The 26,366-nt window shown below is 66.3% G+C and carries 20 protein-coding genes and 3 pseudogenes; 7 read left to right on the forward strand and 16 right to left on the reverse strand.

Annotated features, from left to right (window positions below; genetic code table 11):
• Positions 1 to 11 precede the first annotated feature (11 nt).
• Both BPODLACK_RS08330 and BPODLACK_RS08335 read right to left on the reverse strand, forming a co-directional pair.
• Positions 12 to 845 (reverse strand): annotated as a pseudogene (locus tag BPODLACK_RS08330) (SPFH domain-containing protein); the annotation flags it as partial.
• Between the two features lie 79 nt (positions 846 to 924).
• Positions 925 to 1,401, reverse strand: coding sequence for a PaaI family thioesterase (locus tag BPODLACK_RS08335; protein ID WP_006896186.1), 477 nt, complete (start codon positions 1,399 to 1,401; stop codon positions 925 to 927).
• Positions 1,402 to 1,515: 114 nt separating this feature from the next.
• Between BPODLACK_RS08335 and BPODLACK_RS08340 the strand changes: the two genes are divergently transcribed.
• Both BPODLACK_RS08340 and BPODLACK_RS08345 read left to right on the forward strand, forming a co-directional pair.
• Positions 1,516 to 2,142 (forward strand): TetR/AcrR family transcriptional regulator, encoded by a 627-nt coding sequence (locus BPODLACK_RS08340; RefSeq protein WP_006896187.1) that lies wholly within the window; start codon positions 1,516 to 1,518, stop codon positions 2,140 to 2,142.
• An 86-nt stretch (positions 2,143 to 2,228) separates the two neighbouring features.
• Positions 2,229 to 5,270, forward strand: a complete 3,042-nt coding sequence (locus tag BPODLACK_RS08345) for an MMPL/RND family transporter (RefSeq protein ID WP_006896188.1) — start codon at positions 2,229 to 2,231, stop codon at positions 5,268 to 5,270.
• Between the two features lie 38 nt (positions 5,271 to 5,308).
• Here the strand turns inward: BPODLACK_RS08345 and BPODLACK_RS08350 are convergent, their stop codons facing one another.
• The 4 genes and pseudogenes from BPODLACK_RS08350 to BPODLACK_RS08365 form a co-directional block, all read right to left on the reverse strand.
• The gene (locus tag BPODLACK_RS08350) at positions 5,309 to 6,532 is read right to left on the reverse strand and encodes an IS110 family transposase (RefSeq protein WP_006896189.1); all 1,224 of its coding nucleotides are present in this window, start codon (positions 6,530 to 6,532) and stop codon (positions 5,309 to 5,311) included.
• Positions 6,533 to 6,729: 197 nt separating this feature from the next.
• Positions 6,730 to 7,119: pseudogene (locus BPODLACK_RS08355) on the reverse strand (SPFH domain-containing protein); the annotation flags it as partial.
• 45 nt (positions 7,120 to 7,164) lie between these two features.
• Positions 7,165 to 7,593, reverse strand: a complete 429-nt coding sequence (locus BPODLACK_RS08360; protein WP_024498098.1) for an NfeD family protein — start codon at positions 7,591 to 7,593, stop codon at positions 7,165 to 7,167.
• A gap of 65 nt (positions 7,594 to 7,658) precedes the next feature.
• Entirely contained in the window at positions 7,659 to 8,486 is an 828-nt protein-coding gene (locus BPODLACK_RS08365) for a DUF3097 domain-containing protein (RefSeq protein WP_159405068.1), read from the reverse strand.
• A 119-nt stretch (positions 8,487 to 8,605) separates the two neighbouring features.
• Between BPODLACK_RS08365 and BPODLACK_RS08370 the strand changes: the two genes are divergently transcribed.
• Complete coding sequence (locus BPODLACK_RS08370) at positions 8,606 to 9,454, forward strand: serine/threonine protein kinase (RefSeq protein ID WP_159405069.1); 849 nt, start codon at positions 8,606 to 8,608, stop codon at positions 9,452 to 9,454.
• Here the strand turns inward: BPODLACK_RS08370 and BPODLACK_RS08375 are convergent.
• The 9 genes from BPODLACK_RS08375 to BPODLACK_RS08415 form a co-directional block, all read right to left on the reverse strand.
• The gene (locus BPODLACK_RS08375) at positions 9,424 to 10,101 is read right to left on the reverse strand and encodes a hypothetical protein (RefSeq protein WP_159405070.1); all 678 of its coding nucleotides are present in this window, start codon (positions 10,099 to 10,101) and stop codon (positions 9,424 to 9,426) included. The genes BPODLACK_RS08370 and BPODLACK_RS08375 overlap by 31 nt on opposite strands.
• Before the next feature lie 502 nt (positions 10,102 to 10,603).
• The gene (locus tag BPODLACK_RS08380; RefSeq protein ID WP_159405071.1) at positions 10,604 to 11,683 is read right to left on the reverse strand and encodes a ferrochelatase; all 1,080 of its coding nucleotides are present in this window, start codon (positions 11,681 to 11,683) and stop codon (positions 10,604 to 10,606) included.
• Between the two features lie 17 nt (positions 11,684 to 11,700).
• Positions 11,701 to 12,540 (reverse strand): NADH-dependent enoyl-ACP reductase InhA, encoded by an 840-nt coding sequence (inhA, locus tag BPODLACK_RS08385; protein ID WP_159405072.1) that lies wholly within the window; start codon positions 12,538 to 12,540, stop codon positions 11,701 to 11,703.
• 70 nt (positions 12,541 to 12,610) lie between these two features.
• Positions 12,611 to 13,345 carry a 3-oxoacyl-ACP reductase FabG1 gene (gene fabG1, locus BPODLACK_RS08390; protein WP_159405073.1) on the reverse strand — a complete coding sequence of 245 codons (735 nt, stop codon included), beginning with the start codon at positions 13,343 to 13,345 and terminating at the stop codon, positions 12,611 to 12,613.
• An 88-nt stretch (positions 13,346 to 13,433) separates the two neighbouring features.
• Positions 13,434 to 14,402: a VWA domain-containing protein gene (locus BPODLACK_RS08395; RefSeq protein ID WP_159405074.1), complete on the reverse strand. Its 969-nt coding sequence runs from the start codon at positions 14,400 to 14,402 to the stop codon at positions 13,434 to 13,436.
• 3 nt (positions 14,403 to 14,405) lie between these two features.
• Positions 14,406 to 15,344 carry a DUF58 domain-containing protein gene (locus BPODLACK_RS08400; RefSeq protein ID WP_006436238.1) on the reverse strand — a complete coding sequence of 313 codons (939 nt, stop codon included), beginning with the start codon at positions 15,342 to 15,344 and terminating at the stop codon, positions 14,406 to 14,408.
• On the reverse strand, positions 15,334 to 16,518 hold the full coding sequence (locus BPODLACK_RS08405; RefSeq protein ID WP_024498156.1) for an AAA family ATPase: 1,185 nt from the start codon (positions 16,516 to 16,518) through the stop codon (positions 15,334 to 15,336). Before BPODLACK_RS08405 ends, BPODLACK_RS08400 begins: the two co-directional genes overlap by 11 nt.
• A 142-nt stretch (positions 16,519 to 16,660) precedes the next feature.
• Complete coding sequence (locus tag BPODLACK_RS08410) at positions 16,661 to 18,196, reverse strand: NlpC/P60 family protein (RefSeq protein WP_035760326.1); 1,536 nt, start codon at positions 18,194 to 18,196, stop codon at positions 16,661 to 16,663.
• A gap of 363 nt (positions 18,197 to 18,559) precedes the next feature.
• Positions 18,560 to 19,189: an Rv1476 family membrane protein gene (locus tag BPODLACK_RS08415; RefSeq protein ID WP_024498154.1), complete on the reverse strand. Its 630-nt coding sequence runs from the start codon at positions 19,187 to 19,189 to the stop codon at positions 18,560 to 18,562.
• Positions 19,190 to 19,484: 295 nt separating this feature from the next.
• On the opposite strand from BPODLACK_RS08415, the gene BPODLACK_RS08420 reads away from it, so the two are divergent.
• Complete coding sequence (locus BPODLACK_RS08420) at positions 19,485 to 22,286, forward strand: aconitate hydratase (protein WP_024498153.1); 2,802 nt, start codon at positions 19,485 to 19,487, stop codon at positions 22,284 to 22,286.
• A 14-nt stretch (positions 22,287 to 22,300) separates the two neighbouring features.
• Positions 22,301 to 22,867, forward strand: coding sequence for a TetR/AcrR family transcriptional regulator (locus BPODLACK_RS08425; protein WP_024498152.1), 567 nt, complete (start codon positions 22,301 to 22,303; stop codon positions 22,865 to 22,867).
• Here the strand turns inward: BPODLACK_RS08425 and BPODLACK_RS08430 are convergent, their stop codons facing one another.
• Positions 22,868 to 23,728, reverse strand: coding sequence for a hypothetical protein (locus tag BPODLACK_RS08430; protein ID WP_024498164.1), 861 nt, complete (start codon positions 23,726 to 23,728; stop codon positions 22,868 to 22,870).
• Between BPODLACK_RS08430 and BPODLACK_RS08435 the strand changes: the two are divergent.
• A pseudogene (locus tag BPODLACK_RS08435) lies at positions 23,682 to 24,616 on the forward strand (GMC oxidoreductase). The gene BPODLACK_RS08430 and the pseudogene BPODLACK_RS08435 overlap by 47 nt on opposite strands.
• Before the next feature lie 136 nt (positions 24,617 to 24,752).
• Positions 24,753 to 26,297 (forward strand): AMP-binding protein, encoded by a 1,545-nt coding sequence (locus BPODLACK_RS08440; protein WP_024498151.1) that lies wholly within the window; start codon positions 24,753 to 24,755, stop codon positions 26,295 to 26,297.
• Positions 26,298 to 26,366: the final 69 nt, after the last annotated feature.

Here is a 26,366-nt window from a genome sequence, read left to right on the forward strand (position 1 = left end):
GCTGTCGTGACCTAGCCGGAAGTGCCGGGGGTGGTACCGGTCTCCTCGATCGCGGCATCGAGCGACGGGTGCCGTGACGACCGGCCCATCCCGGTACCGATCTCCGGGGCGACGGGTTTGCGGGCCACCGCCTCGGCCTCGGCGACGGCCTGCGCAACCTTGGGGTCGGAGGCCAGCGAGAACCAGTCCTCGGTCTCCGACTCGTCGATCTGCGAGGGCGGCGAGTCGGTCGGCTCGTACCGGAACACACCGTCGTCGCCCTGGACGCCGAAGGACTTCGCGAAACCCTGCAGTGCCGAACCGAAGTCGGACGGCACGACCCAGACCTTGCTGCCCTCGCCCTTCGCCATCTCCGGCAGCTGCTGGAGATATTGGTAGGCAAGCAGTTCCGGGGTGGGCTTGGCGGCCTTGATCGCCGCGAAGGTCTTCTCGATGGCCTTCGCCTCGCCCTGCGCGTTCAGGTAGTACGCCGCGCGATCACCCTGCGCGCGTAGGATGCGCGACTGCCGGTCCGCCTCGGCGGCGAGGATCGCAGCCTGCTTGGCGCCCTCGGCCGCGAGGATCTGCGACTGCTTGTTGCCCTCGGCCGTCTTGATCGCCGACTCCCGCTGTCCTTCCGCGGCCAGGATCGTCGCGCGCTTCTCGCGGTCGGCCTTCATCTGCTTCTCCATCGACTCCTGGATCGACGGCGGCGGCATGATCGACTTGAGTTCGACGCGGGCGACGCGCAGACCCCACCGGCCGGTTGCCTCGTCGAGCACTCCGCGCAGCTGCCCGTTGATGGAATCGCGCGAGGTGAGGGTCTCCTCGAGGGTCATGCCGCCGACCACGTTGCGCAGCGTGGATCTCAATGCGGGTGCGCAAGGATGGGCCAGCTGGTGGATGCGGGGCGACTCTTCTGCTTGGTGGCGTGCCTGGCGGTCGCTAGTCGGCCTGAAAGAATCTGGTGATGAGGTCTGCTGTGGCGCCCCAGTCTCCGTGACGAAGAAAATGACTCAAGTCGACCTTTACGAAGACCGCTTCTGCGGCGAAATAGGTTGTGTCGCCGACAGTACCGTTGGCTTCGATGAAGAGCGCGCGGTCGGTTTCGTCGACGAGGGAGGCGGTGATGTGCACGGGGGTGTGCAGTGGGACCGGGCGTCGATACTCCACGGTGAGGGTTCGGGTGACTGCGGGTGTCTCGGCGATCCACAGGGTGAAACCCATGATGTCATCGCATGCCGCTGAGATGGCTCCGCCGTGGGCGAGTCCCGGGGCTCCTGAGTGGCGCTCGTCGAATTGCAGGTCGGCGTAGACGTGGTCGCCGTGCAGGTGTACCTCGAGGTGCAGGCCATTGGGGTTGTCTTCGCCGCATCCCATGCACCATGGTGCGTGTGCTGGTAGTGGTTTGTCGCCCCTCATAAGTGACCTTTCTGAGCCTTCAATCGGTACCGCCACTGGCAGTTTCGCTCTGTTACCGACGGTATTGTTGTGCAGTCAGGGGTTCGTGATTTTGGCTATATAGGGAGTGGCCAGGTGGAAACCATCGATTCCGACGATGTTGACCCGAGGCGGGTTCGGTCGCGTCAGCGTTTGTTGGATGCTGCGGTGACCTTGCTGAACAGTGGCGGGGTCGAAGCCGTTACCGTGGAGGCGGTCACTCGACTGTCTCGTGTTGCTCGCACCACCTTGTATCGTCACTTCGAGAGCTCCACAGATCTGGTGGCGGCTGCCTTCGAGCGATTGTTGCCTCAGGCCGAGACCCCCGAGACGACGACGTCGATCCGTGATGACCTGCTGAAGCTGATGCAGCGGCAGGCTGAGCTTATTGAGCAGGCACCGCTGCAGTTGACGACGCTGGCATGGTTGGCAATGCTTCCCGAGCAGCCCCGGCAATCCGGGCAATCCGACGGGGATCAGAACGCGCTCGCGCCACTGCGTCGTCGAGTCGTCGAGCAGTATCGAGAACCATTCGATCGAGTTTTGACGAGTGACGTGGCCACGGCGGAGCTCGGCGACCTCGATTTGACCATGGCAGTCACTCAACTGGCGGGCCCCCTTGTCTTTGCCAAGCTCACGGGCATTCGGTCGATGACCGTTGGCGATCTCGAACAGCTTGTCGACGATTTCCTCATGGCCCACCGGCGACACCAAACCTCCTGACCTCCTTCCCCATCTACGGTACTGCTAGTACCGTAACGATACCGTCGGTTTCGTAGACGGGCTGGGTCGAGGGTGAGGTGCTGCGTATGGTGGTCCAACGTCCAAGTGGTGGGCGCTTGGCGGCGCGCCGGTTGGCGGAACGCAGCGAGTACAGCACGACATTGGGGCGGTTGGCACGGTTCACCTTGGCGCACAGATTCCTCGTCATCGGGGCGTGGGTGGCTGTGGGTATCGTCTTGGCGATACTGTTTCCCCAGCTGGAGACGGTGGTGCGGCAGCAGTCTGTTGATCCGATCCCTGCTGGGGTTCCATCGTTTCAAGCACTCGATCAGATGGGTGGTGCGTTCGGTGAGAAGGGCGCCAAGACCACTGTTTTCGTGACCATGGAGAACCCGAACGGGTTCACCGACGTGGCGCGGGAACGCTACGACATGCTCGTTCTGCAGTTGCGCGAAAATTTCGACGATGTGCAGTCAGTGCGGGATTTGCTCTCCGATCCGACGACGGCCGGCCAGGCCTTGAGTGAGGACGGGCAAGCCTGGTACTTGCCTGTCGGGGTCACCGGAACTTTGGGAGGGCCAACGGCCACGCATGCTGTGGAGACCGTGCGCCAAACCGCGCAGCGCGTGTTTGACGGTACGGACACCACTGTCCATGTCACCGGGCCGACGGCCACTTTCAGTGACCAGATCGTCAGTGCTGAAAGCGATTTAGTCGTGATCACTGTGGCGACGGTGGCGCTTATCGCGATCATTCTGTTGATCGTTTACCGATCGCTGTTCACCGCGCTGGTGCCGTTGTTGGTGATCGGTGTCAGCCTCGGCGTGGGCCGCGGGGTCTTGTCCGCACTCGGCGAACTCGGTATGCCGGTATCGCAGTTCACCGTCGCGTTCATGACCGTCATCCTGCTCGGAGCCGGGGTCGACTACTCAGTCTTTTTCATCAGTCGCTATCACGAACGGCTACGCCAGGACGCTACCACTGAGGTTGCGCTCGTGGACGCGACAGCAACTATCGGACGGGTCATCCTGGCTTCAGCTGCCACGGTGGCGCTGGCCTTTTTGGCGATGGTGTTTGGTCAGCTGAGCGTGTTCTCCACCTTGGGTCCGGCATGCGCGATCGCCATCCTCATCGGATTCCTCGCCACGGTCACCCTGCTACCACCGGTGTTGCTGTGGGCGGCGCGATTCGGCTGGGGCGCACCCAGACGAGATCTGACCCGAAAGTACTGGAATCGCGTCGCCGTGCTCGTCGTGCGGCGTCCTGTGCCTCTGCTGGCACTAACCCTGGTCGGGCTAATCGTGCTTAGCGTCTTCGCGATGGGCATCCAGATCACCTTCGACGATCGTGAGGGGCAGCCCGCGACAACCGACAGCAACGAAGGCTACGCGTTGCTCGACCGTCATTTCCCTCAAGACGTCACTATCACTGAGTTCCTCGTTGTAGATGCACCGATCGATCTCCGTACTGCCAGCGGGCTGGCCGATCTTGAGCAAATGGCCTCACGTGTATCCCAGATCCCCGGAGTGACTCGAGTCATCGGTGTTACCCGTCCCACCGGGGACAAGCTCGAGCAAGCCGAGCTGTCCTGGCAGAACGGTCAGATCGGGGACCGGCTGGCGGGTGCGGTCGACGATGGCCAGAACCGCCGAGGTGACCTCGAACAGCTCCGTACCGGCGCATTCCAACTCGCCGACGGGCTTACTCAGCTCGACACCCAGGTACGCACCAACTTGGCCCCCCTGGCCGGCATCCTCGATCAGGCAAGCACAGCAGGGCAGCAAATTCAGCAGTACCAGCCGATACTCCGCCAACTCGCCGCATCTGCACCAGCGCTCGATCGCGCTTCTCAGAATGCCCCACAGCTGGCCGCGCTCACCCGCCAAACATCTGCAGCCCTGGCAACAGTGACCTCGATCCTGCCCATCCTCGATAATGCGCCCTGGTGCACCCAAGTCCCGCAGTGCGCAGCTCTGCGCGCGCAGACCCGCAATCTCGACGCCCTACTGAGCAACGGGACCCTCGACCAGATCGCCACGCTGTCAACACAACTCGCGCAGCTGGATACACCGATCTCAACAGTCACCGACCAACTCACTTCCACCGTCAACTCACTGGGCTCCACGCTGGGAAGCATCAGCAGCCAAGACCTTCCCGGCAAGCTCACCCAACTGCAAACAGGTATCAGTCAACTCGCGGCGGGATCACGCCAACTCGCCGCCGGTGTATCCGCGCTGATCGACAGCAACCTTCAACAACTCGCCGGGATGGCCGCGCTAGCCACACAACTACAAACCTCCGCCCGCGAGACCGCCGGAACAAACTCAGCAACCGGCTTCTACCTCCCACCTCAGGCCAACGCAGACCGCCGTTTCGTCGACGTCGCTCGCCAGTTCGTCTCGCCCGACGGCCATACCGTGCGCTACGCAATACAAACCAGCTTCGACCCCTACAGCACCGAGGCCATGCAACTGGCCGACACAATCACCGATGTCGCACTCGCCGCCAGACCGAACACAACCCTGCAGGACTCCAACATCGCGATAGCCGGGTTCCCCGCCATCAACGCCGATCTGCAACGTCTACTCACCGAAGACTTCCGACTCCTAGCGTTGGCCACCCTCACCATCGTCGGCCTGATCCTGATACTCCTACTCCGAGCACTCATCGCGCCGCTATACCTTCTGGGCACCGTCATACTCAACTACACCGCGGCACTGGGTATCGGTGTCCTGATCTTTCAACACATCCTCAAAACCGATATCGCCTGGCCCGTACCACTACTGGCCTTCATAGTCCTCGTCGCGGTCGGCGCCGACTACAACATGCTTCTTATCTCTCGCCTACGCGAAGAATCCCAAAACAACATCCGCATCGGCGTCCTGAGAACCGTCACCAACACCGGATCAGTCATCACCTCGGCCGGCCTCATCTTCGCTGCCAGCATGTTCGGACTCATGGCCGGATCCATCTCGATCATGACCCAGGTCGGACTCATCATCGGCATCGGCCTGCTGCTCGACACCTTCATCGTCCGCACCATCGTTGTGCCGACCATCGCCACACTTGTCGGCAGAGCAAGCTGGTGGCCGAGTACCCGAACCGACACGCATCCAGTGTCCCGCTAGTACGCACGCACGTGCCGAGATCTGACCGGCCCCGCCAGTCATCCAGCCATCGCGCCCACCTCATCGACTGACACCCGCTCGACGGTCGGCCGCGGCAACCACACCCTACCGTCGCGGATCAGTGCCCAGACCACGTCAACCAGACGTCTAGCGAGAGCGATGAGAGCGTGGACGTGGGAACGCTTCTCGCGTCGTTTGCGCTGGTAGAACTCGCGGGACGGGCCGTCGCGTTGCGAGCTGTTGAGTGCGGCCATGTAGAACACCTTGCGAAGTCCTCTGTGGTAACGCTGGGGTCTACGCAAGGCTCCCCGGCGGTTACCGGAGTCGTGCGGTACCGGAGCAAGACCGGCGTAGGCGGCGAGTCTGGCGGGCGAGCCGAACGAAGTGAGGTCGCCGCCGGTGATCGCGACGAGCTCAGCGCCGCTTCGGGTGCCGATGCCTGGCACGGATTCGAGAATCCGTGCGTGACGGTGGCGGCGGAACACCTCGGTGATCTGCTTATCCAGGTCGGCGATCTGACGGGTCAGCATGACCAACGAGGTAGCCGCGTGTTGCACCAGTAGGGCTGTGGTCGCCTCGCCAGGCAGGGTGACGGTCTGCGCGGCCGCCGCGGCACGGGCTTTGTCGATCATCTTCGGGATCGTGGGTCGGCGGACGCCGTGACTGCGCAGGTGGTCGTAGATCTCGTCGTCAGAGACCGCAGCGATCGCAGATGGCGTGGCGAAGCGGGTGAGGAACGTTAGACCGGTCAGTGTCGAGTAGTCGAAACACCGTTCTAGTGCAGGGAAGATGCGGGTCAGCAGGCCGCGCAGGCGGTTGATGCCTCGCGTACGTTCAGCGACGAGGTCGTTGCGATGTCCGGTCAGCAGGTCGAGTTCGATCGCGACGTCGTCGGGCGCCGAGACGGTGGCGAGATCGCCACGTAGGCGGGCTGTCTGGGCGATCACGACCGCATCGCGGGCATCGGTCTTGCCCTCACCCGCGAACGCACCGGTCATGCTGTGCACGACCCGGCCGGGCACGTAGCGGATCTGCTGGCGCCGCGCAGCCAGCACACCCCTCAGCAGCGCCGATTCCGGTGCGGTCATGTCGATCGCCCACACCACGAATTTCATGTCGGCGACCCGGTCCATGAGCGCTTCGATCGCCGGTTGATCGTTGGGAAGCCGCCGAGACCACAGCACCGTTCCCGCCTCATCGACCGCGGCGGCGTGATGCGCATGCCGACCGACATCAATTCCTACCCAGATCTTTTCGTCCATACTGTCCTTCCGTGTGCGGTTGGCTCGTCAGGGTGGTTTCGCCGGCACACCTTTACACAGCGACAAGTTCGCGAACACATCTCAATCAGCGGCCGAAACGACCCGTCACGGTCCGGGGTGACCTTCCACGCCAAGCCACCAGCGACAACAGGTGATTGTCGAGCCACGCCCCGAACCGCGGACGAACGTCCGAGGCGACCGCCCCGGACGTACTCCAACGTAAAGGTGATGGTGAGCTGCTCGACGCCGGCGATGTAATCGTCGATCTCGTAGACCGCCGAACGCGGGTTGGTCACCTGGAAGTAGACGACGGTGTCGATGGACAGGGTGAGGTTGTCCTCGGTGATCACCGGCTGCGGCGGAAAGGACACGACCCGCTCACGGATGTCGACGCGCGCCCGAATCCGGTCGATGAACGGCAACAGCAGGGTGAGCTGTCCCGACGCGGTGCGGGTGTAGCGGCCGAGCCGTTCGATCACCGCGGCTTCCGCCTGCGGGATCAGGGCCACCGATTTGACCAGCACCACCACCACGAGCAGAACCAGCAGTACGACCACGACCAGGCCGAAGATCTGATAATCGTCCATCATTCACCTTCCTCGCGAAACGTCGAGCAGGTCAGGGTCGAGGGATCAGGGGCGCCACACCACCGCGGTCGCACCGTCGATCTGCACGACGGTCACATGGGTTCCGGGTTCGATGACCTCTGCGGGATCCATCGTCCGAGCGGACCAGATGTCGCCCCCGATCTTGACCCGGCCGTCGTGCTGGTCCACCTTCTCGGTGACGATCGCCGCTCGCCCCTCGAGGGCCTCGGTGTTCATGAGCACGGCGGGACGGTTGAGCATGTGGCGTTTGGCAACCGGACGGACCGCGACGAGCAGCAGCACCGACACGACGGCGAAGACCAGACCCTCGACCCACAGGGGCGGTTCCCAGACGAAATCGACACCGGCCGCGGCAAAAGCACCACCGGCCAGCATGAGCAGCACCAGTTCGCCACCGAACATCTCCGCGACCACCAGGACGATCGCGGCCGCCAACCACAGCAGGGCGCTCATGTGTCCAGTCTGCCAGAGTTGTCGGGGGCCCTCCGGTCCTCGGACGCGCGAGCATGCGGAATGCTCTAGCCGGCCTCTTCCGCGGCCGTCACGAAGTCGATGAGTTCCTCGACGGACCGCAGCAGATCCACCTCGAGGTCGCGGAAACTACTCACTCCGCCGAGCACCCGGCGCCATCCGTCTCGGGGGTCACCCCAGCCCAGCTCGGCGCACACGCCGGTCTTCCAGTCGGTGCCGCGCGGGATCTTCGGCCAGGCCGTGATGTTCACCGACGCGGGCTTCACCGCCTCCCACACGTCGATGAAGGGATGGCCGCACACCAGCACGTGCTCGCCGACCTCGGCGGTGAGATGGGCTTCCTTCGAACCGGCGACGAGATGGTCGACGAGTACCCCCGCGCGCCGGTGCGGGGCGGGCTGGAACTCGGCGAGCGCCTCTTCGAGGTTGTCGAGGCCGTCGAGGCTGACGACCACCACGCCCTCGGCCCGCAGGTCGTCGCCCCACACTCGTTCGAGCAGGGTCGCGTCGTGCACGCCTTCGACGAAGATCCGGCTCGCCCGCGCGGTGCGGGCGCGGGTGCGGGGTGCGGCGCGCGAACCCGACGCCGTCGTCGCGGGCTTCTGGGGGCCGCGCGTGCGCGGGCGCACGAGGGTCACGGTACGGCCGTCGATGAGGAATGCGCCGGGGTTCATGAGGAACACCCGGGTCCGGCCGTGCCGGTCCTCGAGGCGGACGAGGTCGCCGGCGTAACTCTTCTCGAGACCGACGACGGCACCGCAGAATCCGGTGGCGGCGTCCTCGACCACGAGGTCCCGGTCGGCGGCGACCTCCACCGGACGCGGCTTGGCCCGGCGTGGCTGGGACAGCACATCGCGTCCGTACCGGTCATCCATCGCGTTCCACCTCTCCGGTCCCTGGACATCTGCGTCCAACACCGTATGCGCCCGGGACACCGGCAGCGGGTTGCCACGCCCGGCGACCGGGAGGGGGACGGCGGTATCGTTGTCTCCTGATGAATCGCAGCGACATCCTCCCTCACATCGTCGCGTGGCCGACCTGCGCCCTCGGCGCCTGGGCGGCTGCGTGGCTGACCGGACGCTGCTCCCCCGACGACGTGATCGAGGCACTGGCCGAATCCGCCGACCGGCACGAGGTGCAGAGCGAACAGTCCACGTCCGCAACGGAATCCGGCAGCAACATGCACAACGGCAGCGGCGTACTCGACCTGCTGGGCTTGCTGAAGTCAGCCCGACGGTTGGCCGTGCGCCTGCCGTCCACCGGCGATCCGCAGGGACTGCCACCGGGTCCCGCGACCTCGAAGGCACTGATCACCGGCGAGGTTCTCCTGGTCGACGACTCGGACACGGCCGGCACCCTCGCACTCGTCCCCGAGTTCTCCACCCTCGGCATCGATCCCCCGTACGTGACGTGCCGCTGGACGGTCTTCCGGTATGCGGATCGGCTGGACCTCGACCATCTGGTGTCGTCCGGACCGTCTGCGGGTGACCTGGAATACGATCTGCGGCAAGCAGTCCGCGATGCGGCCATGATCATCGGCGGCCTCGGCGGACGCCGATCGCTCGACGCGGGCGACCTCCGCAAGGAGCTCGCGATCCTCACCGCCCGACATCGCGTCGCCCTGCCGCCGCATGCGCTCGACGCCCGCTCGACCCGCCTGATCGACACCGCCGCCCAGGTCGAGGCGATCGTCGACCTGGCCGGCGCCCGCCGGGTGGAGATCGGGGACAGTGCGGGCCAATGGGATTCGGGTGACTCCGCCCTGCGCGGGTTACAGACGCTGACGCGCACCGCACGAGCCGCGGCCGTCAATCACACGATCGGCGAACTGCTGCGGCGCTGAGGGCTCGAGATCTCGCGGTACCGCGCCGATTCCGGTCGGGGCCGGGGTGGACGCTCGGACACAAGGCCGTACATGGTGATTCCGTTCCACTCCTCGACGGCGAACACGGAGGCTCCCCATGCCTGCGAGTACCAGTCGCGCAGTCGGGGCGAACCGGTCCAGGCATAGTACGGGCGGGAGGTCGTCACACAGAACTTCTCGACCTCGCGCATCATATCGGTCATCGCCCGGCTTCCGCGGGCCGCGGCTGAGACCGCCGCGATGCGGAGGTCCACCGCGTCAGCTGCCGGACGGGGCAACTGAGGACCGGTGAGCAGTTCGACCATCCGCTCCCGCACCCCGGGAACGGTCGCAAGCCGGGTGAAATCGGCCGGCGTCAGCGGCGGGGTCCCGTCCGGGGAGAGATCCACGTCGTGAGGCTGCCAGATCACCATCCCGACGAGCTGCCCGTCGTGGCGGGAGCCGATGACACAGCCCGCGTCGAGCATCGGCCGCACGAGGATCTCCGCGAGCCATCTGCGCAGGTCGGTATCAGTGATGCGCTCTCCGAGCAGCCAGCTGTACAGCGGGATCTCCCCGATGCATGTGGCGAGCAATTCGATGGCCGGCTCGAGATCGTCGCCGGTCAGGACAAGCGTCTGGTTCAACTCGGTAATCCCATGGGAGCAACTAAGGAATAGGCGCGCGTAGGTGGGCCGCGTCGTCGACACGGCCCACCGTGAGATCGCTCTATACCGGCAGGGTCGGCGTCGTCGGCTCGTCGCTGCTACCGCCGCTCGAGCCACCGAAGATCGATTCGAGAATCGGACCCAGCACATCGATCTCGAGACGAATTGGTCCTTCTGCCATGGTGTTTCCTCTCCTACAGTCGCCGCCCCGGACTGGACGTGCGCATATGCAGGCTTCCACTGGAATCGTGACGCAGGGCACACATCGGCTATTACGTTACGCTTTTGTTATATTTCGATTTAACCGGCTAACAATGGGTCGGACGACCAAGTAATGTTTACCGAGATCGATTTGGGATAGAACCAAGAAATCGTCCCGGTGCGTTTTCTGTAGTCGACCAGAATTGGTCGAACGACCCACACGACTATTCCGAGAAAACGGCGCACGTGCTCGCGACGTCGATTCGACGCCCGCGAGCGGTCAGGCGTCTGCGGGCCGAGGCCGAGACGGTCGGGCCGGAACACAGCACCGGTCCCGGCACACCCGACCGTTGTCGCCGCAGCCCATGGCGGCCAGGTCGCCACCGCCGGTGGCATAGTTCTCCACGAGCTCGCCGATCATCTCGACGAACCGCGGGTCCGTACCGACGGTGTCGGCGCGGACGTACTGCATGCCGAGTCGTTGCGCGGTCTCGGCGGCCTCGTTGTCGAGGTCCCAGATCACCTCGAGGTGATCGGAGATGAATCCGACGGGATAGACCACGACCCGTCGGACGCTCTGTGCCGCAAGATCTTCCAGGTGGTCACAGATGTCCGGCTCGAGCCACGGGATCTGCGGGGGTCCCGACCGTGACTGCCAGACCTGGTCGAAGTCGTCGATGCCGAGCGCGTCGGCGACGGCCCGCGACGCCGCCAGCACCTGGCGGGAGTACAGACCGCCACCCTCGGCGGCCGGCCCGGAGGCGGCGTCGGCCGAGTTCGGGACGGAGTGCGCGGTGAAGACCAGGCGCACCGGGTCGGTGGACTCACCGAGCGCCTCGATCCCCCGACGAACGGCATCTGCACCCGCTGCGGTGAATGCGGGATGCGACCAGTACTGCGGCAGCTTGCGCAGCACCACAGCGCCCTCGCCTGTGGTGCTCGCGGGTTCGCGTTCGGCGAGCGCCGTCAGCGAGCGGTCGATGTCCTCGTGATACTGACGGCATCCCGAGTAGCCGCCCCATGCGGACGTCGGGAAGACGAGGATCCGGCGATGCCCGGCCCGGTACATCTCGACGAGGGTGTCCTCGGCCATCGGGTGCCAGTTGCGGTTGCCGAAGTAGACCGGCAGGTCGAGACCGCGGCGTGCCAGTTCGGCGCGCAGGCCGTCGATCATGTCCAGGTTGAGCCGGTTGATCGGCGACACCCCGCCGAAATGCAGGTAGTGCTCGGCGACCGACTCCAGTCGCTCCCGTGGTATCCCCCGGCCCCTGGTCACGTTCTCCAGGAAGGGCATCACCTCCTCGGGCCCCCCGGGGCCACCGAAGGACAGGAACAGGACGGAATCGAAAGCGGTCTCCACTGCGTGTCTCCCCGGGCTCACGACCCGGAGGTCATGCCCTCCGGGAACCAGGTGTTGTGGCTGGCGCCGCCGTCGACATAGACGATGGAGCCGGTGGTGCCCGGCAGCCAGTCGCTCAGCAACGCACAGACCGACTTCGCGACCACGGTCGGATCGTCGACGTCCCAGCCGATCGGCGAGGCACCGTCCCAGTACTCGTTGAGCATGTTGAGCTGCTTGGCATCATCGGTCGCGGTGCCGGCGATGGCCTTGGCCGCGAGGGTCTTGATGGGGCCGGCGGCGACCAGGTTGGAGCGAACGTTCTTGGCGTTGCCCACCTCTCGCGCCACGTAGCGGTTCACCGACTCGAGGGCGGCCTTCGCGACGCCCATCCAGTTGTAGAACGGCATGGCGGTGCGCGGATCGAAGTCCATGCCGACGATGGAGCCGCCCTCGTTCATGACGGGCAGCACGGCGCGGGCCAGCGACGCATAGCTCCAGGCCGAGATCTCGAAGGCCTTCGCGGCGTCGGGGCCGGGCCCCTCGAGGAACGGCTTGGCGTCCGGACCCATCAGGGTGCGCGGCGCGAACGCGATCGAGTGCATGACTCCGTCGACGCCCTGCGGGGCGATCTCGCGGATCTTGCCGGCGAGCGCCTCGAGGTCCTCCTCGTTGGTCACGTCGAGGCCGATGGCCGGCGGCACCTCCTTGGGCAGCCGCTTCGCGATCCGGTCGATCAGCCGTAGCCGCTCGGGGATGCCGGTGATGATCACCGTCGCGCCCTGTTCCTGCGCCATGGCGGCGGCGTGGAAGGCGATCGACGCATCGGTGATGATGCCCGTGATGAGGACGGTCTTCCCGTCCAGGATTCCGCTCACGAAGATGTGCTCCTGAGATCGACGTTGATTGAGATGTGGTGTGGCCGGTGGCGGGTCTGACCCGGGTGGGTCAGTGGCCCATGCCCATGCCGCCGTCGACCGGGATGACCGCGCCGGAGATGTAGCCGCCTTCGTCGGAGGCCAGGAAGCTGATGGCGGCGGCGACGTCTTCGGGCTTGCCCGTACGGCCCAGCGGGATGGCCTGCTTGGCCATCTCGATGTAGCGATCCTCCATCGCCGCGGTCATGTCGGTCTCGATGAATCCCGGTGCGACGACGTTGGAGGTGATGTTGCGGGACCCGATCTCGCGGGCGATCGAACGTGCCATACCGATCAGGCCGGCCTTGGACGCCGCGTAGTTGACCTGGCCGGGGATACCCGACATGGCAACCACCGAGCCGAGGAAGATCATGCGGCCCCACTTCGCGCGCTGCATGCCCTTGGTGGCGCGCTTCGCACAACGGAAGGCGCCGGTGAGGTTGGCGTCGAGGACCTTCTCGAAGGACTCCTCGGACAGGCGCATGAGCAGCATGTTGTCGGTGATCCCTGCATTGGCGACGAGGACCTCCACCGGGCCCTGGTGGGCCTCGACCTCGGCGAAAGCCGCGTCGACGGACTCCGAGTCGGTCACATCGCACTTCACGCCGAACAGCCCCTCGGGCGCACCCGACCCGCGGTGGGTGACCGCGACCTTGTGGCCGTCGGCGGCCAGGCGCTGGGCCACGGCCAGGCCGATCCCGCGGTTGCCGCCGGTGACCAGGACCGACCGGGAAGGATTCTGCGCTTCGCTGCTGGATGCCGTCATGGGTGTCTAACCTATCCGTTCTGTTGGGGGCGGCGTCGCGGTGGTCGGCGGACGTGGCACGCCAATGGGTCGGACCAGTGGGTTCAGGTCAGGGCAGCCGGCGATTGATCGCCAGGGCTGCGAACGCCGAGACCAGCGCGAACAACGTACCTGCGATGAGCCACGGCTTCGAATTGTCCCCCCGCCGGGTCTCGTAGCCGATCTCGTTCTGCAGCTTCTCGTACACCTTGTTGAGCTCGTCGAGGCTCGCCGCGGTGAAGAAGTCGCCGCCGGACAGGTTCGCGATCTTGCGGAGCGAATCGTCGTCGACGGGGACCGGCACCCGGTCGCCCTCGAGTTCGACGGTGCCCGTCCGGGTTCCGAAGGAGATGGTGGAGACCGGGATCTTCTCCTCCTTGGCCTTGCGGGCCGCCGTGAAGGCGCCGCGGGGGTCGTCGGGATCGTCGGGCACGGTCTCCTTGCCGTCCGACAGGAGCACGATCCGCGCCGGCGGGGCCGCCTCACCACCGCCGAGGACGGCGTTGAGCGTGCTGATCTGCTGCAGTGCCGCGAAAATGCCCTCGCCGGTCGCCGTCTTGTCGTCGAGTCTCAGTTTGTCGACGGCGACCTTTGTCGCGTTGTGGTCGGGGGTCGGCGACACCAGACTCGCCGCGGTCCCGGCGAAGGAGATCAGCCCGAGGTTGATGCCCTCGGTCAACTCGTCGGCGAACTTCTTCGCCGACTGCTGGGCGGCCCTGATGCGCGACGGCGCCACGTCGGTCGCGTTCATCGACCGGGACACGTCCATCACGAGGATCACCGTCGCCTTGTTGCGCGGGACCTTGCGGTCGGCCTGCGGACCCGACAGCGCGACCGTCAGCAAGATCAGCGAGATGATCAGCAACGCGATCGGCACATGGCGGAACCGGTTACGGTCGGCGGGTGCGACGGATTTCAGGAGATCGAGGTTCGCGAAGGTCAGCGCCCGCTTCCGACGACGACGCAGCATGTACACGTACGCTGCGCCGAGCAGCGCCACGACGAGCAGCAGCAACAACCACCAGGGACTGGACAGCATGGTCTACCCCACCCCGGCGGCGAGGCCGCGACGTCGCTGGGCGATGAACTTCACGGTGTCGGCGATCCACTCGCGGTCGGTGCGCAGCGTCAGCGTGGCGCCACCGCAGCTGCGCAGCGTCCGGTGCACGCGCTGCTGATGCGCCCGCGCGGCCGCGGCGAAGTCGCGTCGGAGGTCCTCGGTGACCGTCACGTCGTGGATCTCCCCCGATTCGGCGTCGGCGAGGGTGACCTCGCCGATCGGCGGCAGTTCGAGGTCGCGCGGGTCGAGGACCTCGACCGCGAGCAGCTCGTGGTGGGCGCCGATCGCGCGCAGCGATCGTTCCCAGTCGATCGGCCCGAGGAAGTCGCTGATCACGACCGCGAGACCCCGACGGCGCTGCGGCCGCCGCAGTGCCTCGATGCCGGCCTTGAGGTCTCCGCGGACACCGGGAGCACTCCGGTGCGTCGTCGCAATCGCCTTGAGCAGGTTCTGTGCATGGGCGCGACCGGCCCGCGCCGGTACCCGCACGAGGTCGTCGCCGGTCACGACGAGGGCGCCGTGACGGTTACCGCCGCCGGTGGTCAGGTGCACGATCGCGGCTGCCGCGGCCACCGCGAGGTCTCGTTTGGTGCAGCCGACGGTGCCGAAGTCGAGGCTCGCCGACGCGTCGACCACGAGCCAGGTCTCGAGCTCGCGGTCGGCGATCATCTGGCGCACGTGCGGTTGGGTGGTCCGCGCGGTGACCGACCACTCCATGCGACGGACGTCGTCCCCCGGCTGGTAGGCGCGCGCCTCGCCCGGCTCCGAACCCGGTCCGGGGATGAGTCCGAGGTGCTCGCCCTGCAGCACACCGTCGAGCTTGCGGCGAACCGTGAGCTCCAACATCTTCAGAGCCGCGGTGAGCTGGGGCTCCTCGAGCAACCCGGCACCGAGGCTCGGCAGGTCCCGATTAGCCGCCATACCGCGAACTCGGGTTCACCGGACCGGAACCCTGCGGAACCTGTTGCGCGGCATAGCCGTTGGCACCCTGCGGCACGCCGGCGGCGTGGCCCTGCGGGCCCGGACCCGACTGGTACGAGTTCTGCGCCACCGGCTGCGCGCCGACCTGCGGGAGTCCCACGGTCTGCAAGACCCGGGTGATGACCTGGTCGGCGTCGATCTCGTCGGCCAGGGCGTCGTATGACAACACCAGACGGTGACGGAGGACGTCGGGCATGATCTCGACGATGTCCTGCGGGATGACGTAGTCGCGGCCGCGGACCAACGCGAGCGCGCGAGCGGCGGCGACGATACCCAGGGTCGCGCGGGGCGAGGCACCGTAGGACAGCCACGATGCGACGTCGCTCAGACCGAGCTCCGCCGGGCGGCGCGTCGCGTTGATGACGCGGACGACGTAGTCGACGAGCGCGTGGTGGACGAAGACGTTCGCGGCGGTCTTCTGCAGCCGCAGCATCGCGGCGGGGTCGAGGACCTGCGAGGCCGTCGGCGGGACATTGCCCATCCGGTAGACGATCTCGCGCTCCTCCTCCACCGACGGGTAGTCGACGAGCACCTTGAACAGGAAGCGGTCGCGCTGTGCCTCCGGCAGGGGGTAGACACCCTCGTTCTCGATGGGGTTCTGCGTCGCCATCACGAGGAACGGGTCGGGCATCGGATAGGTCTTTCCGCCGATCGACACGTGCCGTTCGGCCATGACCTCGAGCAGCGCGGACTGCACCTTGGCGGGCGCACGGTTGATCTCGTCGGCGAGGAGGAAGTTCGCCACCACCGGACCGAGCTCGGTGTCGAACTCCTCGCGGCCCTGGCGGTAGATCCGCGTACCGATGAGGTCGGTCGGCACCAGGTCGGGCGTGAACTGCACCCGGGAGAAAGACCCGCCGACGACCTTGGCGAAGGTCTCGACCGCGAGCGTCTTGGCGACGCCGGGAACACCTTCGAGGAGGATGTGCCCGCGGGCGAGCAGACCCACGAGGATTCGCTCGACGAGCTGGTCCTGACCGACGATGACGCGCTTGACCTCGTAGATGGCCCGCTCGAGCAGGGCGACGTCGGCGTCGCTCAGCACCGACGAATCGGCGCCTGCCGCGGCCGGGTCCCCCGTGGCCGCCTTGTCGAGGGAGTGCGATTCGGTCAACCCGTGCTCCTGTTCATCTGAACTCTGCTGCTCGCTGGTGAGGACACGCCGGGACCGAAGGCACCCCCGCGTGTTTGTGCCAGCCTAGCCGTGCGAACTGAAAAGCTGCCAAGAAGATCCACGGCTCGTCGGTCAGACGCATTCAGAGCAGGCGGACCACGTTCGGCATCGCACCGCTGGTGCGCAGCGGCGACACCTTCACCACATCACCGGACTGCGGGGCCTCGACCATCTTGTTGTCGCCCAGGTAGAGCGCGACGTGCTGACTCGCGTTGGGACCGTAGAAGATCATGTCGCCGCGACGCATCTGCGAGAGCGGGAAGTGCGGACCCGAGGTGTACTGGTAGCCCGTGTAGTGCGGCAGTTCGATGCCCACGCCGCCGAAGGCGTACATCATCAGGCCCGAGCAGTCGAAACCGACCTTGCGGTAGTCGCCGTAGCTGTCGGCGACACCGCCGTCGCGGATGCCCTGCGTCGGACCGTTGGCGTCGCCACCGCCCCAGGCGTAGGTGACACCCAGCTGCGACAGGGCACGGTTGACGACGATCTCCACCGCCTGCGGGCCGCGCAGGCCCGGGCGCACCATGCCGCCCGATCCGCCGCCGCCACCGGAACCGCCGAACAGGGAGCCCAGGCTGCCCGAACCCAGCCGTGAGCTCAGGCTGTCGTTGCCGCTGCTGCCGGTGAGGTCCACGCCACCGAGGCCGAGCTCGTTGAGGAGTTCGGACTGCGGGAGCCGCTGCTCCCCGATGATGCCCGAGAGCATCTGCGAACCCATGTCGAGGCCGACGCCGAGAGCCGCCGATCCCACCTCCACCGCGATCTTCGCGGCGGCACGCGCGGCGATCGCGAGCAGCTCGTTGTCGGAGACGTTGGTGGTCGGCAGATCCGGGAGGGCGGCCGGGGCCGACGGAAAGAGGTCGGACAGCAGTTCACGGGTGGACGGCCCGGCGGCGTTCTTCTTCGGGACGTAGCCGCGGATCGAGTCGATCTTCTTCTGCACGCGGTCCCGCTTGGCGACCAGGGTCGCCTTGCGCTGCTGCTGCTCGGTGACGGCGGTCCGGGCCTCGGCGACCGCGGCCAGCGCGTCGCGCTTGCGCTGTTCGGCGCTCTTGGCGGCGAACGACGCCTGCCGGCGGGTCGCCTCGACCGCGGCGAGGCGATTGGCCTTCTGGTTGCGGGCGACCTGCAGTCGACGGATGGTCTCCTGCTGCTTCTTGCCGACCTGGTCGAGCAGCTTCATCCGGTCCAGGACCGCCTGCGGGTCCGGAGAGGCCACGTAGTTGGACATCGAACCCTGCTCGGCGCCCTGCTGGTAGGCGAGGCGGACGAACCCGTCGAAGGCCTTCTGCGCCTCGACGACGGCCTGGCCGGCCCGGTCGAGTTCGGTGCGCGCACCGCGCGCGGCGACCGTGGCCAGTCGCCGCTGGGCGAGTGAGTTCTGGAAGTCGACGATCGCGCGGTTGACGTTCTCCTGCCGCATCGCCAGGGCCTGGTCGAGGTCGACGATGTCCTGGTTGACCGCCGCGATCTCGTTGATCAGCCCGGACACCGGCGACTCGGGCGCCTTCTTCGGGGTGGCGACCGCATGACCGGCGCCGACCGCACAGATGAGAACGGCAGCCATGGCCGCCGTGACGCGCGCCGGCCAGGACGCACCTGTTCTTCCTCGCCTCACCTGAACTCCTCGCGGTTCTTCCGGGGACGTGCCCGATCCCGGATGTTGATCGAACGGCCACTGTGCCCCGACCACACACTGCACATGGGTCGCAGATGCCCCTATAGGGAACACAGGTCACACATGCGACATCAGAACCGTACGTCACATCAACCACACGAGAAAACCTAACGAAATGAATTACAAAGACGTGATTACCTGGGAAAATGCTGTGAACTGCAGATAGTTCACCAGTGCGGCTCAGGTCTCGAATTCGCAACAAACCGGTGGACGAACCGATTCGGGGGCGAGCACGACGCCACCGGCGCCACCGGACCGCGACGAGCGGTCGTCAGTGACGCAGACGAAAGTGAAGACCGGGCGTCAGGAAGACGTCGAGGAGTCGGCAGTCGCCCCGTCGCGAGACGCGTCCGGGTCGTCGACCGACGACGTGTGCGCACCGGTCGGGTTCACCGGACCGAGGGGGCCGCCCGCCGCCGCTGCGCGGGCGCGTCGGGTACGAAATCGCGCGCCCACCGCACCGAGGACGACGACGAGGATGAGGACCAGGCCGACGAGGGTCCAGTCGACGTGCGGTTCCGTCATCGAGTCGATCATCTGCCGGGCTGCCCCGGGCGGGTCGGTGAGCGCCAGGTTCTGGGTCGCCTGTTCCTGGATCACCCGGCTGAAGTCCGGCGACGAGCTGCCGACGGAGTTGGGACCGAGCACGATGACGGTGCCACCGACCTGCTCCTGCAGCTGATTGGCGATGTCGCGGTACAGGGTGAACCGCGGCTGCGTCTGCTCGATGACCACGAAGCTGACGTCGTGCCCCTTGCTCTTGGCGTACTCGATGACCTCGCGCATCGCGGGCACCTGCTCGGGGGTGGCACCCGCGACGCCGTCGTCGGCGATGTCGCGCGAGAGCTCCGCCATGTCGACCCCGACCAGCCCGGTGAGTTCGCTGTTCTCCGCGGGAGCGGCCAGCATCAGCATCGTCGGCTCGGGACCCATACGGCCTCACCCCTGTCTGTCGGTAACCCCCGCGGCGAGCAAAGCGGACGCTCACCGGACTTCGCCCTGCACCGTACGACACAATGGAGTCGTCCGGGTATTCGCCTACGCGTGCGGCCTCGACGGCGTGTCGTCGCCACCCCGCTGGGACAGTACGCTCGTACTGTTAGGCTGGACGAAGTTGTCGCGGGTCGTCTCGCGGACACCCGATGGCACCGGTGCAGCCCGCCGGTTCAACAATTCATCGAGCATCGCCGACGCGGCCCGTCGGCACACGAGGAGAGTGGATTTAGAAGTGAGTATCAATTCCTTCGGCGCCCGCGGCACGCTGGACGTCGGCGACAACAGCTACGAGATCTACCGCCTGAATGCCGTCAAGGGCGCCGAGAAGCTCCCCTACGCCCTCAAAGTGCTGACCGAGAACCTCCTTCGTACCGAGGACGGCGCGAACATCACCGCCGAGCACATCGAGGCCCTGGCCAACTGGGATCCGAACGCCGAGCCCAGCGTCGAGATCCAGTTCACGCCGGCCCGCGTGATCATGCAGGACTTCACCGGCGTTCCCTGCATCGTCGACCTCACCACGATGCGCGACGCCGTCAAGGAACTCGGCGGCGACCCGAACAAGGTCAACCCGCTCGCGCCCGCCGAGATGGTCATCGACCACTCCGTGATCATCGAGGCCTTCGGCAACGCCCAGGCCTTCGAGCGCAACGTCGAGATCGAGTACCAGCGCAACGAAGAGCGATACAAGTTCCTCCGCTGGGGCCAGGGCGCCTTCGACGACTTCCGCGTCGTCCCGCCGGGCACCGGCATCGTCCACCAGGTCAACATCGAGCACCTCGCGCGCTCGGTCATGGTCCGTGACGGCGTCGCCTACCCCGACACCTGCATCGGCACCGACTCGCACACCACGATGGAGAACGGCCTCGGCGTCCTGGGCTGGGGCGTCGGCGGCATCGAGGCAGAGGCCGCGATGCTCGGCCAGCCGGTCTCGATGCTCATCCCGCGTGTCGTCGGCTTCAAGCTGACCGGTGCCACCAAGCCCGGCGTGACCGCCACCGACGTGGTCCTCACCATCACCGAGATGCTGCGCAAGCACGGTGTGGTCGGCAAGTTCGTCGAGTTCTACGGCAACGGCGTCGCCGAGGTGCCGCTGGCCAACCGCGCCACCATCGGCAACATGAGCCCCGAATTCGGTTCGACCTGTGCGATGTTCCCCATCGACGAGGAGACCGTGAAGTACCTGCGCCTCACCGGCCGCAGCGAAGAGACGCTCGCCCTCGTCGAGGCCTACGCCAAGGAACAGGGCATGTGGCTCGAGAAGGACGCCGAGGAGGCCGTGTACTCGGAGTACCTCGAGCTCGATCTCGCCGACGTCGTCCCGTCGATCGCCGGCCCGAAGCGTCCGCAGGACCGCATCGAGCTGTGGGACGCCAAGAACGCCTTCCGCAAGGACATCCACAACTACGTCGAGAACGGCAACAGCCCGGCTCACACCAAGCTCGACGAGGCCGTCGAAGAGAGCTTCCCGGCCTCCGACCCGGCCACGCTGACCTTCGCCGACGATGACGCGGAACCGCTGCACTCGGCCGCCAACGGCGCCGAGGGCCGTCCGACGAAGCCGGTGCGCGTGGACTCCGAAGAGCGCGGCTCGATGATCCTCGACCACGGCATCGTGACCATCGCATCGATCACCAGCTGCACCAACACCTCCAACCCGTCGGTCATGCTCGGCGCGGCGCTGCTCGCCAAGAAGGCGGTCGAGAAGGGCCTGACCTCCAAGCCGTGGGTGAAGACCTCGATGGCTCCGGGCTCGCAGGTCGTCACCGGTTACTACGAGAAGGCCGGCCTGTGGCCCTACCTGGAGAAGCTGGGCTTCTACCTGGTCGGCTACGGCTGCACCACCTGCATCGGCAACTCGGGCCCGCTGCCCGAGGAGATCTCGAAGGCGATCAACGACAACGACCTGACCGCCACCGCGGTGCTCTCGGGCAACCGCAACTTCGAGGGTCGCATCAACCCCGACGTGAAGATGAACTACCTGGCCTCGCCGCCGCTGGTCATCGCCTACGCCCTGGCCGGCACCATGGACTTCGACTTCGAGTCCGACCCGCTGGGCAAGGACACCGACGGTAACGACGTCTTCCTCAAGGACATCTGGCCGACCAACGAGGAGATCGAGGCGACCATCGCGTCGTCGATCTCGCCGGAGCAGTACGCCGCCGACTACGCCGACGTCTTCAAGGGCGACGAGCGCTGGCAGAACCTGCCCACGCCGTCGGGCAAGACCTTCGAGTGGGACGAGAAGTCGACCTATGTGCGGAAGCCTCCGTACTTCGAGGGCATGCAGCTCGAGCCGGCACCCGTCTCCGACATCAAGGGCGCTCGCGTGCTCGCGAAGCTCGGCGACTCGGTGACCACCGACCACATCTCCCCCGCGTCGACGATCAAACCCGGCACCCCCGCCGCGCAGTACCTCGACGCCAACGGTGTGGCGCGCAAGGACTACAACTCGTTGGGCGCCCGTCGTGGCAACCACGAGGTGATGATCCGTTCGACCTTCGGCAACATCCGCCTGCAGAACCAGCTGCTCGACGGTGTGTCCGGTGGCTACACCCGCGACTTCACCCAGGAGGGTGCACCGCAGTCGTTCATCTACGACGCCGCGCAGAACTACGCCGAGCAGAACATCCCGCTCGTCGTGCTCGGCGGCAAGGAGTACGGCACCGGCTCGTCGCGCGACTGGGCGGCCAAGGGCACCAGCCTGCTGGGCGTCAAGGCGGTCATCACCGAGAGCTTCGAGCGCATCCACCGCTCGAACCTGATCGGTATGGGCGTCATCCCGCTGCAGTTCCCCGAGGGTGAGTCGCACAAGTCGCTGGGCCTCGACGGCACCGAGACCTTCGACATCACCGGTATCGAGGAGCTCAACGAGGGCAAGACCCCGAAGACCGTGCACGTCACCGCCACCAAGGAGGACGGCTCGAAGGTGGAGTTCGATGCCAAGGTGCGCATCGACACCCCCGGTGAAGCCGATTACTACCGCAACGGAGGCATCCTGCAGTACGTGCTGCGGAACATGATCAAGAGCTGACAGGAGCACGCGACGTGCCCAAGGTCAGTGATGACCGCCTTGCCGCGCGTCGTCGGGAGATTCTCGACGGCGCGCGGCATTGCTTCGCGGAGTACGGATACGACGGTGCGACGGTCAAGCGGATCGAGGAGTCCACGGGTCTGTCCCGCGGCGCGATCTTCCACCACTACCGGGACAAAGAGGCGCTGTTCCTCGCGCTCGCGCACGAGGACGCCGAACGCATGGCGGATGTCGCCGCCGAAGAGGGTCTCGTGCAGGTCATGCGTGACATGCTCACGCGGCCAGAGGATTTCGACTGGCTCGGGACCCGACTCGAGATCGCGCGAAAGCTGCGCACCGACAACAGTTTCCGGGCCGAGTGGATGGCACGGTCGGCCGAACTGGAACAGGCGACACTCTCCCGCCTAGAACGCGGACGTCAGGCCGGGCGTCTCCGCGACGATGTCCCCACCGACGTCCTGGTCAAGTATCTGGATCTCGTTCTCGACGGACTGATCACCCGACTGGCGTCGGGTCAGCCCACCGACGATCTGCACGCGGTCCTCGATCTCGTCGAGGAATCAGTGCGGGCCAAGGACTGATCACCGCGCGTTGAGGATCTGCATGACCTCGGCGATCGTGCGCCCCGCCGCAATCCGGTACGCGTGGACCGCCTCGACACCGGTGAGCTGGACGGTGGGGTGCCCCCTCGTCGACCAGCGAGGTTCCCGGAACACACCCAGGGACATCGGGTACAGATCCGGGTGCGACAACAGTCGGTCCGGGGCCGGTGACAGGCCCCGGACCTGGCGCATCCGTTCCCCTACGGCCGCCACCAGCCAGACCTCGGCCACAGCCACCGGCCGGATGGACGACAAGAATCTGTTCTCCCCGCGGGCGGTGACTGTCATCGTGTCCATACGCCGCACCCGCCACAACGACCCGAACACATCGAACCGCGCCATCCGATCGTTGTGTAGGTCGAACTCCACGCCGAGGCCGCGCAGCGCCGCGGAACATTCGACGCCCAGGAGCCGCCCCGAGAGTTCCCGCTCTCGGCGCCGCTCCTCCTCCTCACGGAGCCGGTCGCCGATCGGCTGGTATTCACGTTCCAGCACATATCGATTCGCTTCTGCGCCGTCGACGAGCCGCCGGTACAGCCACTCGGGATCGATCTGCAGGAAATAGCGGAAGAAGATCCGACGCGGCGCATTGTCCGCGATCACCACATTGTCTTCGACGAGCATCTCGACGCCGCGATCGATCGACCAGACCGCGGCCGTCCGTCCGTCGACCTCGGCCACCCAGCTCCAGCCGCGCGAACGGATCTCGGGTGCAGCCTCGGCGAGCACAGAACTCAGCGTGGTTCCGGACATCACCGAGATCCGGCGGGTATGGGAGTGCACGTCGTCGCCCATGGCCACGCTGTCGCGGTCCACCTCGATCGACAGCGGAGTCGTCACAAGCGGGAGTGTATTCGAGCGCGGGCGACGAGGCATCGCGTGGTGTATCCCACTCATCGGCACCGGTTTCGGCGGCTCGGTCGCCGCCTGCGACTCCGTGATCCGGTTTCGCCACAACGGTGTTCGAGTGTGGCCAACGCTGGCCGATCCGACCCGACGGCAGCACCTTCGCCACCTTCTCCAGCCCCGACAAGCGCGCCGCCTGGTTCGGCAACAAGTCCGGACGCCAACAGCGCGACCGCCATCCCCGTCGAGCCGTACCCCGGCGTCCTCGACCACGTCGTCGGAAACGGAATCGAGGCCGTCTACGGCGCCGGTGTCGGCGGCGGTTCGCCGGCGTTCGGATCGTTCACCCCGGTCCCCCGGCGTCAGGACTTCGAGCACATCTTCCCCGCCGCGGCGAACTACTCCGAACTCCTATCCACGTACTACCCGCGCGCGAAGCGCACCCTCGGCGTCTCGCCACTGCCCGCCGACATCCTCGACCACCCGAACTATCTTCGACTTCGCGATCGACTGGGACATCGTCCGCCGCACGATCCGGACGGTGACCGCCGAGGCCGATCATCTCTTCATGGCGGTCGGCTCGTTCCACACCACCCGCATGCTCGTCGAGGCGAGCGAAAGGCACTCCGCCCCAGCCGGCGCGCGAACGGCGTCCCGAACCACTCCCGCGCCGTCGGATTCGGTTCGGCGGGTATATATCACGGACTCGGCGGGGTCGTCATGGGCGAGGCGGCGTCGATGGACGGTGCGATCCGCGGCTACGACAACCTCTACGTCGTCGACGGCTCGTTCGTGCCGGGTGCCGTCGGACTGGTGACTCCCGCCCTGACGATCGCCGCGCTCGCCGAACGGACGACGGACCGGTTCCTCGCCGAGCACTGAGCGCGGATTCGGGTCTTCTCCCGCCAGAGATGAGGTCCGTCGCGGGACCTGGGGTACTGTGACTCACGACACTCCGAACGATCGTTAGATAACGGACGTTCGGGGTGAATGTCCCCTTCGTCAGAGGAGTGCACCCTTGTTCCCTGGAGTCTTCGCCAAGTCCACTCCGGACAAGCCCGCCGTCATCCGCGCCGCGACCGGCGAGCAGTTGACCTACCGTCAGCTCGACGAGAACTCGACGCGGCTCGCCAACTACCTGGAGTCGCTGGGCCTCAAGCGCGGCGACAACATCGCGGTGGTGTCCGCCAACGATCTCCGTGTCTTCGAGGTGTACTGGGCGGCCCTGCGCAGCGGCCTGTACGTGACGGCGATCAACCACCACCTGACAGCAGCCGAGACCAACTACATCCTGGACGACTGCAACGCCCAGGTCCTGTTCGCCGGCGCCTCGGTCGCCGACGCCGTCTCGCGTTCCGGCGAGATCGAGGCACTGACGGGCACCGGTCGCCGGGTCGTGTGGGGCGGCGATCTCGAGGGCTTCGACAGCTACGACAAGGTTCTCGCCAACGCTTCCGCCGAACCGCGCACCGATCAGCCGCGCGGCACCGACATGCTCTACTCGTCGGGCACCACCGGCCGCCCCAAGGGCATCAAGACCCCGATGCCCGACGGCCAGGTCGATCAGGTCCCCGACACCTACACGGCGATCTTCGCGCCGATGTACGGCTTCGACGAGAACGCCGTCTACCTGTCCCCCGCACCGCTGTATCATGCTGCGCCGCTGCGCTATTGCGGCGTGACCAACTCGGTCGGCGGCACCGTGATCATGCTCGACCGCTTCGAGCCCGAGGCCGCACTGGCCGCCATCCAGAATTACAAGGTGACACACAGCCAGTGGGTGCCCACGATGTTCATCCGCATGCTGAAGCTGCCCGAGGAGGTCCGCAACTCCTACGACGTCAGCAGCCTCAAGATCGCGGTCCACGCCGCGGCACCCTGCCCGGTCGAGGTCAAGAAGGCGATGATCGACTGGTGGGGCCCGGTCATCCATGAGTATTACGCCTCCACCGAGGCCGCCGGCGCGACGTTCATCGGCCCGCAGGAAGCACTCGATCACCCCGGCTCGGTGGGCAAGCCGCTGCTGGGCGTCATCCACATCTGCGACGAGGACGGCAAGGAGCTCCCGGTCGGCGAGGTCGGACAGGTCTTCTTCGAACGCGAGGATGTGACCTTCCAGTACCACAACGATCCGGAGAAGACCCGCAAGGCCCAGCACCCGGAACACGAGAACTGGTCCACGACAGGCGATGTCGGGTATGTCGACGCCGACGGTTACCTGTACCTGACCGACCGCAAGGCGTTCATGATCATCTCCGGCGGGGTGAACATCTACCCGCAGGAGGCCGAGAACGTCCTCATCAACCATCCCGCCGTCTTCGACGTCGCGGTGATCGGTGTCCCCGATCCCGACCTCGGCGAGGTGGCCAAAGCGTGTGTGCAGCTCGCCGAGGGACACGAGCCCTCCGACGAACTCGCGGACGAGCTCATCACGTTCACCAAGGACAGCATCGCCGCGTACAAGGCGCCGCGGTCGGTGGACTTCGTCGACGAACTGCCGCGCACGCCCACCGGCAAGCTGGTCAAGGGCGAACTGCGCAAGAAGTACTGGCCCGCAGGTTAGTTCACGATCCCTCAGGGAGCGGTCGCGCCACCGCTCCCTGAGGAGCGAGCTTGCGAGCCATCTCTCGCT

This window comes from Gordonia sp. YY1 (assembly GCF_009872315.1).
GTDB lineage: Bacteria > Actinomycetota > Actinomycetes > Mycobacteriales > Mycobacteriaceae > Gordonia > Gordonia amicalis.

What these genes read in the sequence shown, in the direction of transcription:
- fabG1 (WP_159405073.1), bottom strand. Translation starts at nt 13,345, where the DNA reads ATGACGGCATCCAGCAGCGAAGCGCAGAATCCTTCCCGGTCGGTCCTG.
- BPODLACK_RS08365 (WP_159405068.1), bottom strand. Translation starts at nt 8,486, where the DNA reads ATGGATGACCGGTACGGACGCGATGTGCTGTCCCAGCCACGCCGGGCC.
- BPODLACK_RS08350 (WP_006896189.1), bottom strand. Translation starts at nt 6,532, where the DNA reads ATGGACGAAAAGATCTGGGTAGGAATTGATGTCGGTCGGCATGCGCAT.
- BPODLACK_RS08335 (WP_006896186.1), bottom strand. Translation starts at nt 1,401, where the DNA reads ATGAGGGGCGACAAACCACTACCAGCACACGCACCATGGTGCATGGGA.
- BPODLACK_RS08360 (WP_024498098.1), bottom strand. Translation starts at nt 7,593, where the DNA reads ATGAGCGCCCTGCTGTGGTTGGCGGCCGCGATCGTCCTGGTGGTCGCG.
- BPODLACK_RS08345 (WP_006896188.1), top strand. Translation starts at nt 2,229, where the DNA reads ATGGTGGTCCAACGTCCAAGTGGTGGGCGCTTGGCGGCGCGCCGGTTG.
- BPODLACK_RS08415 (WP_024498154.1), bottom strand. Translation starts at nt 19,189, where the DNA reads ATGGGTCCCGAGCCGACGATGCTGATGCTGGCCGCTCCCGCGGAGAAC.
- BPODLACK_RS08395 (WP_159405074.1), bottom strand. Translation starts at nt 14,402, where the DNA reads ATGCTGTCCAGTCCCTGGTGGTTGTTGCTGCTGCTCGTCGTGGCGCTG.
- BPODLACK_RS08400 (WP_006436238.1), bottom strand. Translation starts at nt 15,344, where the DNA reads ATGGCGGCTAATCGGGACCTGCCGAGCCTCGGTGCCGGGTTGCTCGAG.
- BPODLACK_RS08370 (WP_159405069.1), top strand. Translation starts at nt 8,606, where the DNA reads ATGAATCGCAGCGACATCCTCCCTCACATCGTCGCGTGGCCGACCTGC.